The organism is Synechococcus sp. RS9916, assembly GCF_000153825.1.
Classification (GTDB): domain Bacteria; phylum Cyanobacteriota; class Cyanobacteriia; order PCC-6307; family Cyanobiaceae; genus Synechococcus_C.
Map to the genome: position 1 here is coordinate 1,519,133 of NZ_DS022299.1, position 12,815 is coordinate 1,531,947.

Here is a 12,815-nt window from a genome sequence, read left to right on the forward strand (position 1 = left end):
GACACCCCTGTCTTGACAGGCTGAAAGCAACAGCTCAGGGGAGAGCAAAAAGACGTCTTGCATTGGCCGTGCTGATCGAGGCGACGGACTCCAGGCTTTGATTGCGCAACTCCGCCACTCTCGCGGCCACAGCAGCCACATACGAGGGTTCATTGCGTTTGCCGCGCCGTGGCACTGGAGCGAGGAAAGGGCAATCGGTTTCCACCAGGAAGCGGTCGTCAGGCACCTGACGGGCGCAGTCATGGGTGTCGATCGCCTTGGGGAAGGTGACGGTGCCACTGAAGCTGATGTAAAACCCCAGCTCCAAGAAGGCATCCATTTCCTGCGGTGTCCCACCCCAACAATGCATCACCCCGGTCGGGCAGCGACCCTCGGCCGCACGGTCGCGCAGCTCCTTGAGCATCGGCTCTGCCGCGTCACGGCAATGGATGATCACCGGTTTCCCAAGCTCAACAGCCAGATCGAGCTGAGGACCGAGCACCGCCAGCTGCTCGTCGAGGTTCTTATCGCGGAACAAATCAAGGCCAAGTTCTCCAATGGCCACCACCCGGTCATCGGCGAGTGCTGCAGCACGCAGTTCATCAGCGGTGGTTGCAGTCCAATGCTCCGTATCCAGCGGGTGCACGCCCACTGAGTACCGCATCTCCGGGAAACGATCCGCCAAAGCCCGGATCGCTGGGATCTCGGCAGGCTCCACACAGGCATGCAGCAACGCGACCACACCGGCATCACGCCATCGAGCAGAAACCTCTTCGAGATCGTCCTCGAAGTTGCGAAAAACGATGTGACAGTGACTGTCAATCAGGGTGGGAACCGTCACAAGGACCTGAAACGCGCCTTCAGGTCCATTGTGCCGGTCACCAGCGAAAGAACGTTGAAGGTTCAGCCAGCAGCGGCAGGCTCAATTGCTTTCTTGACGGCAGCGCTCAAACGGGATTTCTGGTGCGCACCGTTGTTGCGATGCAACACACCCACCTTCACAGCCTTGTCGATCTTGCTGAAAGCAGCGTTCATGCTGGCCTGCACTGTTGCCTTGGCATCGTCACCAGGCTTGGCGGAATAGGCGTCGCAAGCGGTGAAGCAGCGCTTCATCAGGGTGCGCAGCGCAGACTTGTAAGTCCGGTTGTGGAGACGGTTGCGCTCTGCGATCTGAACGCGCTTCTTGGACGACTTGTTATTGGCCACTGAGCCTGGTACTGGATCGACAATCCATCACCATAACGCAACGAGTGCCGACATTTTCTCAACCGTGGCCCAGGCCTGACGGGGCCTAGCTTGAACCAAGAAATGTCTGATCCGCGCCGATGACAACGACGAGCAGCCAGGCCACGACGCCCTCCCTGCTGCGTTGTCTCCATGACGTGACAACGGCGGAACAGGCTCTGGATCGCCTCGCCAAGCGCACCACGGGAGAGGCGCAGCAACAGGCTGCGGGCACCGTTGAGCAGATCCTTTCTCAAGTCAAAGACCAAGGCGACCGGGCCCTGATTGAGCTCACCGAACGCTTCGATCGCTTCCGTCCCGAGCCGCTGCAGGTGGCCCCAGAGCAACTGGCCCAAGCCTGGGAGCAAACAGGCGCAGACCTGCGCGACGCACTCGAGCTGGCACACCGCCGCATTCAGGACTTTCACCAGCGACAAAAGCCCCAAGACCTGGAGATCGAAGGAGTCCACGGCGAGCGCCTTGGCCGCCGCTGGAGGCCGGTGCAGCGGGCAGGACTTTATGTGCCGGGCGGGCGCGCGGCTTATCCCAGCACGGTGCTGATGAACGCGATTCCCGCCCGAGCAGCAGGCGTCGAGCGGGTTGTGATGGTCACGCCAGCCGGACCCGACGGTCAGGTCAACCCCACCGTTCTTGCAGCCGCGCACTTGGCCGGGGTCCATGAGGTGTATCGCATCGGCGGAGCGCAGGCGATTGCCGCACTGGCTTTCGGAACCGAAACGGTGCCGAACGTGGATGTGATTTCAGGTCCCGGGAACCTTTACGTCACGTTGGCCAAGAAAGCCGTCGTGGGGCAGGTGGGCATTGATTCCCTTGCCGGACCAAGCGAAGTGCTGGTCATTGCTGACCACACCGCACCGGTGGAACAGGTCGCAGCCGATCTCTTGGCCCAGGCCGAACACGACCCCCTGGCAGCCGCCATCCTGCTAACCACCGAACAATCTCTAGCCGACGCCTTACCAGCCGAAGTCGAGCGTCAACTTCAGAACCACCCCCGCGCAAGCATCTGCCGTCAGTCCCTCGGGGACTGGGGATTGATCGTGGTGTGCGACAGCTTGGAAACCTGCGCCCAACTGAGCGACCGGTTCGCTCCAGAACACCTGGAATTGCTCGTGGAGCGGCCACAACCGCTGGCCGATCGCATCATCAACGCGGGTGCGATCTTTATTGGCCCATGGTCACCCGAAGCTGTCGGCGACTACCTGGCCGGCCCCAACCACACGCTCCCCACCTGCGGAACCGCCCGCTTCAGTGGTGCACTTTGCGTGGAGACGTTCATGCGCCACACCTCGATGATTGCCTTCAACCGAGCCGCGTTGGAAGCAACGGGAGGCGCCGTCGAGCAACTGGCTCAAAGTGAAGGCCTCCACAGCCACGCTCACTCAGTACGAGTCCGCCTGGGCTGAAAACCAGCGCACCCACATGCAGCACCGTCGCTCAGGCGCGACGCTCAAGGCTCCGCACCCCGGCGACATCACCATTGACCTCACCAACGAGCACCTCGTCGGCCAGGTTCACGAACAAACCGTTTTCCAGCACACCGGGGATGTTGTTGATGGCCAGCTCGAGAGCTGCGGGATCGGCGATGCCACCGTTCATCTTCACGTCAAGAACGAGATTTCCCTGGTCGGTGACCACGGGCCCTGCCTTGCGCTGAGCCATCCGCAGTTCGGCCGTGCCACCCATGGCTGCAAGCTGCTGCTGAACCTGACGCCAGGCACCGGGAAGCACCTCCACTGGGAGCAGGAAACCAAGGTTGAGGCGATCGACCAACTTGGTGGAATCCACGACCACCACGAAGCGTTCAGCCCGTGCCGCCACGAGCTTCTCCTGCACGTGACAGGCACCACCCCCTTTGATCAGCTGAAATCCAGGATCAACCTCATCAGCACCATCAATCGCCAGATCGATTCGATCCACCGCGTTGAGGCTGAGCAGGGGAATGTTCAGCTCGGCTGCAAGAACCTCACCTTGGAACGACGTGGTCACGCCGACGATGTCCTTGAGCTCACCGCTTGCGAGCTTGGCGCCCAGGCCCTGGATCATCAAAGCGGCCGTTGAGCCGGACCCGAGTCCAAGCACCATGCCGTCTTTGATCTGATCCACAGCGGCCGCTGCCACTGCATGCTTCATCTGGGTCTGAAGATCCACCGTCGTCGTGTGCCAAAGGCTCGCGCGACGGTAGCAAGGGTCTTCAACCCAGACCTGGAAGCGGAGCCGGTTTCACGGAAAGGTGCAAAGACTTGCCGTTGCGCAGCACCTCCAACGCCAGAGGCGCATCGATTTCGGCACGATCAACCTCCTGCAGAAGCGTTTGTGGATCGACCACGGCCGTCGCGCCTGCACCGATGACAAGATCGCCGCGGCGCAACCCCGCTTTCTGCGCAGGACTCTCGGGGAGCACCGTCTGCACCAGGGCACCCGAACGCTCAGGCAGCTGCAACAGCGCGTTGGGATCCTGATTGTGTTCTCTGGCAATCCTGGCCGTCAGCGGCACCAACTGCAGGCCCAAATAAGGGTGCACCACCTGACCATCCACCTGCAGCTGGTCAGCCACGCGTTGAGCCAGATTGATGGGGATCGCAAAGCCAAGACCCGCGCCAGGCCCGGAACGCACCAGGGTGTTGATACCAATCACCTCCCCGGAAGCGTTCACCAGCGGGCCGCCTGAATTGCCCGGATTAATCGCAGCATCGGTCTGGATCAAGTCCAGACGCTTATCAGCGAAGCCAAGACTGCTGATGTTGCGGTGCAAGCTGCTGACGATTCCGAGAGTGACGGTGCGCTCAAGGCCGTAAGGAGTGCCCAGGGCAATGGCCCAATCACCAACATCAAGTGCTTCTGAATCACCCAGTGGGGCCGCCGCCGGCGGAACACCCTTCTGCAGTCGCACCAAAGCAAGATCCGTCACCGGATCGCTACCGACCACGCGGCCGTCGCGCTGATCTCCATCGGCGAGGGTGACGATGACCTCGTCGACCCGTTCCACCACATGCGCATTGGTGAGGATGAGGCCATCACCATCGATCACCACTCCCGATCCCTGACCACGTTCCCGCTCCATTCCAGCCGGATCCCCGAGCAGATCCCGCAGAAGAGGGTCAATCAACGTGGGGTCATAGGGCTGCCTCTGCACCGCACGCTCGGTGTCAATCCTCACCACCGCAGGGGCCACCTTGCGCGCGGCATCGGCGACGAAACTGTGGCTGGCTTCCGCCGCCTGAACAGCATCCACGTTCAGCAGCAGGACGAAAGCCGAACACATCCATGCCAAGACCCGGAGCCCAACAGAGCGGAACGGAAGCAAATAAGCGATCACGGCATGACTGAGCCTTGCCAAACGCTAGGCAGCCGGAACGCGCTCTGATCCAACAGTTCAGGCCCTAATTTGCTCTCACATCCGGAAAACCCATGACGGAACCCCAGACGCAACGCCAGCGTTGTGCGCTCTGTCAGGTGGAGATCGACTCCAGCGGTGGTATCGATCAAGTGCATTTCAGCCGAGGTGGGGCTGGGACCCGCAGCAAGCTCTGGGCGCGGGTTTGCCAGTACCTGTCCACCGATGAGCAGAAAGGTCTGTGCATCAACCAAGACGCAAGCAAACGCGGGGAAGAACAGCCAGGCGACCGCTTCATTGATATGGCTGCTGTCGACCTGAACACCCCACCGGGTTGATCCCCAGGGTGCACATCGAGGTCTTGATCGTGGACAGGGCTGGACGCCGAACCCAGAGTGTGGCCAACTGGATTGGCCAGCTTGTTTTCGAATCGCCTGAAAGTCACTGCAGCGCTTTCATTCGCCACCCTCTCAGCAGCAGCTCTTGTACCCACGGGAGCTGAAGCAGCATGCAAATTCTTGATGCCACTGGGCGGCAATGGCAGTGGCCCGGAACCCTGGATCGTCAAGAAGAAAGTGGAGCGTCCGAAAGGGCTGATCGGCAAAGCTCTCGGGCGAACGAACTGGAACACGGATTTCGTGGTCGCCCAGCCCTATCGCTCCTACAAGTTGTTTTTCACAGCCGACTCCACGGACGGAAACCCAGGGTCCTACCCAATCGAAGCGTTCCTCAAATTCAGCGATGGCACCAACCTCAAGGTGGTGAACGAATCCATGAAGCCACCGACTGGCACCGGTGCGCAGTTCGGCCCCTTCAGTGCACCGCAGGGGAAGGCCGTGAGCCAGGTGAACTTCCGAATCGGCGCCAACAAAGATCCTGGCGCCACAGGTTTCAGCTACCGCATTTCGGTGCAGGGGTGCAACTGAGCGAGGCGGGGCTGATGGAACGGAGATGGGGGAGCGCGTCCCCCGATCCTCTACATTGACAACAGGCCCGGCGAGAACCTCTCTCCGGGAGGGTGATCTCAGCATCAGCCGTCGGGCCTGAGCCCGACACTCCCTCCCCTCGTTGCCACATCCTCTTCTGCCAGATCTCACCTCTGTTGCAGCAGCTACTGCTGCACAACAGGGTTTTGAGCTTGCGGATCTCCAATTGCACACCCACCTGCGCCCGATGACCGTGCAGGTTCAAATCCGTCGTCCTGGCGGTGTGGATGTGACCCTTGATGACTGCGCGGGCCTGAGCGGACCGATGGGTGATGCCATCGAAGCGTCATCCCTGCTGACCGACGCCTATGTGCTGGAAATCAGCAGCCCTGGGATCGGCGACCTTGTACAAAGCGACCGTGATTTTCAAACGTTTCGCGGCTTCCCTGTCGAGGTGACCATCAACGAAGGCGATGGCCCCCCACAGACCCTTTCGGGCTCATTGCTCGATCGGAGTGACAACCACCTTGAAATCAACATGAAGGGCCGCATTAAAAAAATCGCCCGATCTTCGATTTCCTGCGTCCGCCTCACCAGCCCCACCAGCTAGTCGGACTGCACTCTTCCCCGGCCGACCAACTGGCCGTCTCAGCCCCTTCCTTCCAATCAGCCCTCGATGGCACTCGTTCTCCTTCCCGGCCTCAGCAACCTGATCGAAGACATCAGTGAAGAGAAGAAACTCCCACCTCAGGTTGTGGAGTCGGCTCTGAGGGAAGCCCTCTTGAAGGGTTACGAGCGGTATCGGAAAACTCTTTACCTGGGCATCAACGACGATCCCTTCGACGAGGAGTATTTCAGCAATTTCGATGTTGCTCTCGATCTCGACGAAGAGGGCTACCGCGTTCTGGCCAGCAAGATCATCGTTGAGGAAGTCGAAAGCGACGACCATCAGATCGCCCTGGCAGAGGTGATGCAGGTGGCCGACGATGCCCAGGTGGGCGACACCGTGGTGCTGGATGTCACCCCAGAGAAGGAGGAATTCGGTCGCATGGCGGCCGCAACCACCAAACAGGTGCTGGCCCAGAAGCTTCGGGATCAACAGCGCCGCATGATCCAAGAGGAATTTGCCGACCTCGAGGATCCTGTGCTGACCGCGCGCGTGATCCGCTTCGAGCGTCAGTCCGTGATCATGGCGGTCAGCTCTGGATTGGGCCGTCCTGAAGTGGAGGCCGAGCTGCCCCGCCGCGACCAGCTCCCCAACGACAACTACCGGGCGAATGCCACCTTCAAGGTGTTCCTCAAGGAAGTGAGCGAAGTTCCACGTCGAGGCCCTCAGCTGTTTGTCAGCCGAGCCAATGCCGGCCTTGTGGTCTACCTGTTTGAAAACGAAGTGCCGGAGATCCAAGAAGGATCCGTGCGCATCGTGGCCGTGGCCAGAGAAGCCAATCCGCCCTCCCGCTCGGTTGGCCCCCGCACCAAGGTGGCTGTCGACAGCATCGAACGTGAAGTGGATCCTGTCGGCGCTTGCATCGGCGCCCGTGGCTCCCGCATCCAGCAGGTGGTCAATGAATTGCGGGGCGAAAAAATCGACGTGATCCGCTGGTCTCAGGATCCAGGCCAGTACATCGCCAACTCCCTCAGCCCAGCCCGCGTTGAGATGGTGCGTCTGGTTGATCCGGTCGGACAGCACGCTCACGTGTTGGTCCCACCCGATCAGCTCAGTCTGGCCATTGGTCGTGAAGGCCAAAACGTTCGTCTCGCCGCCCGCCTCACCGGCTGGAAGATCGACATCAAGAACTCGCAGGAATACGACCAAGCGAGTGAAGACGCCGTCGTGGCCGAGTTGATATCTCAGCGCGAGGAAGAGGAAGCGCTGCAACGGGAAGCCGAGGAACGCCTGGCTGCCGAACAGGCCGCCCGTGCTGAAGAAGATGCACGCCTGCGCGAGCTCTATCCGCTGCCGGAAGACGACGAGGACTACGTCGAAGAAGGGAGCGAGATCGATGTCGAAGCTGTTGATGCAGGCGAGGAGAGCGTCGAAGGCGACCAACCTGCAGCCGAAGCCGAGACCAGCGTTGAAGACAGCACCGTTGAAGAAGGTGCCGTTGAAGACACTGAGTCCGCAGTCAACAACGACGACGAGGATGGAGCCCGGTGAACGAACCACGCCCCGTTCTGCGTCGCTGCGTAGCCTGTCGAAAGTTGCTGGATCGCCAGCAGCTCTGGCGCGTGATTCGCGACCACCAGGATGGGGTCCTCCTGGATCGGGGGATGGGTCGCTCGGCCTATCTCTGCCCGACGGAGGCCTGCCTGGATGAGGCACGCCGCAGAAAGCGACTGAACAAGGCCCTGCGTTGTCAGGTCCCCGACAGCGTGATCACGGTGTTGCAGGAGCGGCTCTCTTTCGAGAGGAACTGCCGCTGAGGCAAGATGACCATTGGCCCCAGCTTGTCTGGAGCCCCGAGGCCACGCGCCCGGACCGACCGGAGACCTGAATGACCAGCAGCGGCAAAGTCAGAATTTATGAGCTGTCCAAGGACTTGGGCCTGGACAACAAGGATGTGCTTGATGCCGCTGAAAAGCTGTCCATCGCGGCCAAAAGCCACAGCAGCTCAATCAGTGAGGCAGAGGCAGGCAAGATCCGCGGCTTGCTCAAGCGAAACGGTGCTCCTGCAGCAGCAGCCAAACCGCCAGCCGGTAAGGCGATTCTGTCTGTGAAAAAGGCAGAAGCTCCTGCAGCACCAGCAGCCAAGCCGGCTCCGGCAGCTCCCAGCAAACCGGCCGCCGCCAAGCCGCAGCCTGCTCCGGCCCGTCCTGCACCCGCAGCGCCAGCACCAAAGGCCTCTGCTCCTGCAGCACCAGCGCCCAAGCCGGCTCCGGCAGCTCCCAGCAAACCGGCTGCCGCCAAACCGCAGCCTGCTCCGGCCCGCCCTGCACCCGCGGCACCGGCACCAAAGGCCTCTGCTCCTGCAGCACCAGCCGCCAAGGCGCCTCCAGCACGCCCCGCAGCGCCGGCCGTGAGCAAACCCACGGCACCAGCCCCGCGACCTGCCGGCAAGCCAGTGGCCAGCAAGCCGCTGACCCCAAGCCCCAGGCCTGTGCAGTCCAAGGGAGGTGGGATGCCACGTCCTGCTGCGCCCGCACCGGTGAAGCGCACAGTTCCTTCTCCGCAGCGCCCTGCCCCCAAACCCGAATTGGTGGGTCGCCCCCAACCCAAGCGTCCGGCGGGTCCACCGACTCGCCCCGGGTCGGGACAGCGCCCTGGAGTCAGCCCACGTCCGACCCAGGCCGGCAACCAAAACCAGAGACCAGGTTCACCCCAACGCCCTGGAGCCCCACAGAGGCCCGGTGCACCCACCCGTCCCGGCGCAGCCAGTGGTGGCAAAGCGGGCGTGAATCGCCCCGGTGCGCCCCGCGCCGCCGTTGAGCTGGTCGGCAAACCGATCCGCCGCGACGGCCAAGGTGCTGGTGGTGGACGCGACGCCAACGGCCGTCCCGCACCTCCGACCCGCCCAGGCATGCCTGCCGGCATGCGCAAACCTGTGGCGCCCGGTCAGCTCATGCAGCTGCAGAAGCCCAGCGGTCGTCCTGGAGCGCCGCCGCCGCGTCGCCCCGATGGGACTCCCGTCTCACCGCGGGCTGGCGAAGGAACAACCGGTAAAGCGGTGCCGCCTGTGGCTCGCCCTGCCACACCGCCATCCCCCGCAACTGCACCCCGTCGCCCTGGCTATCGCCCTGCACCGGGCGCCGGTGGTCAGCGTCGTCCAGGCCGTCCCGATTGGGACGACAGCGCCAAACTGGAAGCGCTGCGCAGCCGTTCGCCCCAAAGACAGCGCCAGAAGGTGCACATCATTGGGGAAAACGACGATTCCCTGGCAGCACAGACCGGCGGTTACGCCGGCGAACAGGAAGCACTGGTGTTGTCGGCCAGCCTGGCCCGACCTGCCAAGCCCAAATCGCAGCAACGCACCACAGCCAAGCCCGTGGCTGCTGTGCGCAAACGCCGCAAGGAAACCGCCCGTCAGCGCCAACGTCGCCGGGCGATGGAACTGCGCGCTGCGAGGGAAGCCAAGCAGGTGCGGCCCGAAATGATCGTGGTGCCGGAGGACAACCTCACGGTGCAAGAGCTCGCCGACATGCTCAGCGTGGAGAGCTCAGAGATCATCAAATCCCTGTTCTTCAAAGGCATCATCGCCACGGTCACCCAGACCCTGGACATGCCGACCATCGAGGCGGTGGCCGACGAATTCGGCGTGCCTGTGCTCCAGGACGACGTTGAAGAAGCCGCCAAGAAGACCGTGGAGATGATCGAGGAGCAAGACCTCGAGCATCTAATTCGCCGTCCGCCCGTTGTCACGGTGATGGGCCATGTGGACCACGGCAAAACCAGCCTTCTCGATGCCATCCGCAAGGCACGGGTGGCTGCCGGCGAAGCCGGAGGCATCACCCAGCACATCGGTGCTTATCAAGTCGAGATCGAGGTCAACGATCAGCCTCGCAAGATCACCTTCCTCGACACCCCAGGTCACGAGGCATTCACGGCCATGCGGGCTCGTGGCACCAAGGTGACTGACGTCGCAATTTTGGTGGTCGCAGCCGACGACGGTGTGCGCCCCCAAACCCTGGAAGCCATCAGCCACGCCCGTGCCGCTGAAGTGCCCATCATTGTCGCCATCAACAAGTGCGACAAGGAAGGCGCCTCCCCAGATCGGGTGAAGCAGGAACTGTCTGAGCAGAATCTGCTGGCTGAGGAATGGGGTGGCGACGTCGTGATGGTGCCGGTGAGCGCCATCAAGGGCGAGAACATCGACAAGCTGCTGGAAATGATCCTGCTGGTCACCGAAGTGGAAGACCTGCAGGCCAATCCGGATCGCCTGGCACGCGGCACCGTGATCGAGGCACACCTCGACAAAGCCAAGGGCCCAGTGGCGACGCTGCTGGTGCAGAACGGCACCCTCAAGACTGGCGACGTCCTGGCCGCAGGCCCTGTCCTCGGCAAGGTGCGGGCCATGGTCGACGATGCCGGCAAGCGCATGAAGGAAGCCGGACCGTCCTTTGCCGTTGAGGCTCTCGGCTTCAGCGAAGTGCCCACGGCTGGCGATGAATTCGAGGTTTATCCCGACGAGAAATCCGCCCGCTCAGTGGTCGGAGACCGTGCTTCCGATGCCCGTGCCACCCGTCTGGCACAACAGATGGCATCCCGTCGTGTGTCGCTCACGGCCATGTCTGGTCAGGCGAGCGATGGTGAGCTCAAGGAGCTCAACCTCATCCTCAAGGCCGACGTCCAGGGCAGTGTGGAAGCGATTCTCGGGTCGCTGGAACAGCTGCCGAAGGACGAAGTGCAGGTGCGTGTGCTGCTGTCGGCACCGGGCGAAATCACTGAGACCGACGTCGACCTCGCAGCCGCTTCCGGCGCTGTGATCGTGGGCTTCAACACCTCCATGGCATCCGGCGCTAAGCGCGCTGCAGATGCGACGGGTGTGGATGTGCGTGATTACGACGTGATCTACAAACTGCTCGAAGACATTCAGCTGGCCATGGAAGGTCTGCTGGAACCCGAGCTGGTGGAGGAAGCCCTGGGCGAAGCCGAAGTCCGCGCCGTGTTCACCATCGGCAAGAGCGCAGTTGCTGGTTGCTACGTCACCACTGGCAAATTGCAGCGCAACTGCAAGGTGCGTGTCCGCCGTGGCAAACAGGTGGTTTACGAGGGCGACCTCGATTCCCTGCGTCGCAACAAAGACGACGTCAAGGAAGTGGCCACAGGCTTCGAATGCGGCATCGGCTGCGATCGTTTTGCTAACTGGGAAGAAGGCGACCGGATTGAAGGCTTCAAGATGGTTACCCAACGCCGCAAGCTCAGCACCTGATCGCTTCCTCTTCCGCCCGGATCATCGTGAGTTCTCGCCGCGAGCCCCTGCTCTGGCTTCAGTGTCTGGCCATCGGTGCAATTCCGTTGGAAGTGCTGATGCTGCGCATGGTGCTTGCAGGCGCTGACTTCGGTCCCGTTCCGGGCCTGGAACGGGTGATCACCTGGGCCATCGGTGCCCTAGTCCCCGCTGTTCTTCTCTGGCAGCGATCTCCCGACTGGGCCTCGTTGTTGCTAGTGCGTCAACCACTGGCCGGACGGTCCGACTTTCAGCGGCAATGCAGTGCGGCTCAGTCGCCCCTTCCCATCAAGGTGCTGGGAGCCTCTGGAGCCGTGGTGCTCCTGATGCTGCTGTGGTGGATCGATGGCTCCGCACTGCTGATCTCCGACCTTTCGCCGCTGAAGAACGGCAGCCGCCTGGGCAGCCTGTTGCTTGCGGCACCACTGTTGACCCTGCTGTTGTGGCAGTGGCAGCAACTGATCCAGGCCGCATGGCTGCTCACCCGCGAAGACAGCGCACTGTCCGCCCTGACCCCATTCACTGACGCTGACTACCAGCGCTCCACAGCCTCGTTTGGCCTCGGACTGCTCAAGCTGGGGCCTCTGGAGTGGGATCTGCCAGTTCCCTCTGACACGCCTAAACCTGCTTCGGTCGACACGCCTCGAGTTGACTCTGATTCCGCGGAGCAGACGGAGCCTGTCGAGGCTCCAGCCGACGAGGACGTTGAGGTTACTGCTGCCGAAGAAGCGAATCTCGAAGAGCTCCCCTCAGTCGTCTCGGGAACGGTCGAACCAGAGCAATCCACCGAAGAGGACAACGGCGCCGATCTGAATGCCGAGATCAGTGAGGACGACACTGTTACCAGCGCTGACCCGGAAGCTCATGACGAGCAACCCGAGGCCGCCGGAGGCGAAGAGAGCGACCCAGACCAACCTCCGGAGACCTCTCCAGGGGGTGCGTGATTCCTTGAGCAGACGCGCCTTCAAGGCGGGATCCAACTGACCGTTGGAGTTCTGACCGTTCACGCATCTGACGCCGCAGTGCCGAATGTTAAGTTCCTGTCGATGCCGATGTAGCTCAGCTGGTAGAGCAACGCTTTCGTAAAGCGTGGGTCGCCTGTTCAAGTCAGGTCATCGGCTTTGTTTCTGTCTCTCAATACGTTGAGGGACCAAATCTGCTCCCTTGTCTGTGGGCGGATCAGCTTTCAGCGTTTGCATCAACCAACCACGCCGTCTCTGGATCGAGTGGTAGCAGCGCCTCGATCACAACAAAGGAGCCAACAGCGAGCAAAGCGCCAACGCACAGGGCAGCAGTGACACAAAGGGTGCCGTGAAGAAGCTCTTTCATCGCTGATGGGCAACTGAATTCACTGTCAGCGAGGCCATGACCATGGCCTGTGAGCAGGGTCCCACGACGCTGTGCGCGGGATCACACCCTGGCCAGACTGTGGGGCCTGGGTAAGCA

General features: G+C 62.0%; 13 protein-coding genes, 1 tRNA gene and 1 pseudogene. 9 read left to right on the plus strand and 6 right to left on the minus strand.

All coding sequences use genetic code 11. From position 1 onward, the window contains the following. Window positions 1–34: 34 nt before the first annotated feature. Window positions 35–820 (minus strand): TatD family hydrolase, encoded by a 786-nt coding sequence (locus RS9916_RS08235; RefSeq protein WP_007098890.1) that lies wholly within the window; start codon window positions 818–820, stop codon window positions 35–37. A gap of 62 nt (window positions 821–882) precedes the next feature. Continuing rightward, entirely contained in the window at window positions 883–1,185 is a 303-nt protein-coding gene (rpsT, locus tag RS9916_RS08240) for a 30S ribosomal protein S20 (protein ID WP_007098891.1), read from the minus strand. Between the two features lie 119 nt (window positions 1,186–1,304). Here rpsT and hisD point away from each other — a divergent pair, with 119 nt between their 5' ends. After that, window positions 1,305–2,627, plus strand: coding sequence for a histidinol dehydrogenase (hisD, locus tag RS9916_RS08245; protein WP_007098892.1), 1,323 nt, complete (start codon window positions 1,305–1,307; stop codon window positions 2,625–2,627). A gap of 31 nt (window positions 2,628–2,658) precedes the next feature. On the opposite strand, the gene rpiA is transcribed toward hisD, so the two are convergent. Together rpiA and RS9916_RS08255 are read right to left on the minus strand one after the other, a co-directional pair. After that, the gene (gene rpiA / locus RS9916_RS08250; protein WP_038023506.1) at window positions 2,659–3,354 is read right to left on the minus strand and encodes a ribose-5-phosphate isomerase RpiA; all 696 of its coding nucleotides are present in this window, start codon (window positions 3,352–3,354) and stop codon (window positions 2,659–2,661) included. 61 nt (window positions 3,355–3,415) lie between these two features. Continuing rightward, window positions 3,416–4,486 (minus strand): trypsin-like peptidase domain-containing protein, encoded by a 1,071-nt coding sequence (locus tag RS9916_RS08255; RefSeq protein ID WP_007098894.1) that lies wholly within the window; start codon window positions 4,484–4,486, stop codon window positions 3,416–3,418. 146 nt (window positions 4,487–4,632) lie between these two features. Between RS9916_RS08255 and RS9916_RS08260 the strand changes: the two genes are divergently transcribed. From RS9916_RS08260 to RS9916_RS15140, 7 genes and pseudogenes are all read left to right on the plus strand, one after another. After that, entirely contained in the window at window positions 4,633–4,896 is a 264-nt protein-coding gene (locus RS9916_RS08260; protein ID WP_007098895.1) for a hypothetical protein, read from the plus strand. Window positions 4,897–5,079: 183 nt separating this feature from the next. Further along, window positions 5,080–5,484 carry a hypothetical protein gene (locus RS9916_RS08265; protein WP_156777511.1) on the plus strand — a complete coding sequence of 135 codons (405 nt, stop codon included), beginning with the start codon at window positions 5,080–5,082 and terminating at the stop codon, window positions 5,482–5,484. 142 nt (window positions 5,485–5,626) lie between these two features. Then, on the plus strand, window positions 5,627–6,094 hold the full coding sequence (gene rimP / locus RS9916_RS08270; protein ID WP_007098897.1) for a ribosome maturation factor RimP: 468 nt from the start codon (window positions 5,627–5,629) through the stop codon (window positions 6,092–6,094). A gap of 66 nt (window positions 6,095–6,160) precedes the next feature. After that, entirely contained in the window at window positions 6,161–7,642 is a 1,482-nt protein-coding gene (nusA, locus tag RS9916_RS08275; RefSeq protein WP_007098898.1) for a transcription termination factor NusA, read from the plus strand. After that, a complete protein-coding gene (locus tag RS9916_RS08280) occupies window positions 7,639–7,908 on the plus strand; it encodes a YlxR family protein (protein ID WP_038023507.1) in 270 nt (89 codons plus the stop codon). Before nusA ends, RS9916_RS08280 begins: the two co-directional genes overlap by 4 nt. A 71-nt stretch (window positions 7,909–7,979) precedes the next feature. After that, the gene (gene infB / locus RS9916_RS08285; protein WP_038023509.1) at window positions 7,980–11,351 is read left to right on the plus strand and encodes a translation initiation factor IF-2; all 3,372 of its coding nucleotides are present in this window, start codon (window positions 7,980–7,982) and stop codon (window positions 11,349–11,351) included. A gap of 26 nt (window positions 11,352–11,377) precedes the next feature. Further along, window positions 11,378–11,938: pseudogene (locus RS9916_RS15140) on the plus strand (low-complexity tail membrane protein); the annotation flags it as partial. A gap of 180 nt (window positions 11,939–12,118) precedes the next feature. Here RS9916_RS15140 and RS9916_RS14510 read toward each other — a convergent pair. Next, window positions 12,119–12,376, minus strand: coding sequence for a DUF3493 domain-containing protein (locus RS9916_RS14510; protein WP_071961564.1), 258 nt, complete (start codon window positions 12,374–12,376; stop codon window positions 12,119–12,121). A 41-nt stretch (window positions 12,377–12,417) separates the two neighbouring features. On the opposite strand from RS9916_RS14510, the gene RS9916_RS08295 reads away from it, so the two are divergent. Further along, window positions 12,418–12,490, plus strand: a tRNA-Thr gene (locus RS9916_RS08295). A 58-nt stretch (window positions 12,491–12,548) separates the two neighbouring features. Here the strand turns inward: RS9916_RS08295 and RS9916_RS14515 are convergent. After that, complete coding sequence (locus RS9916_RS14515) at window positions 12,549–12,698, minus strand: hypothetical protein (protein WP_007098904.1); 150 nt, start codon at window positions 12,696–12,698, stop codon at window positions 12,549–12,551. Window positions 12,699–12,815: the final 117 nt, after the last annotated feature.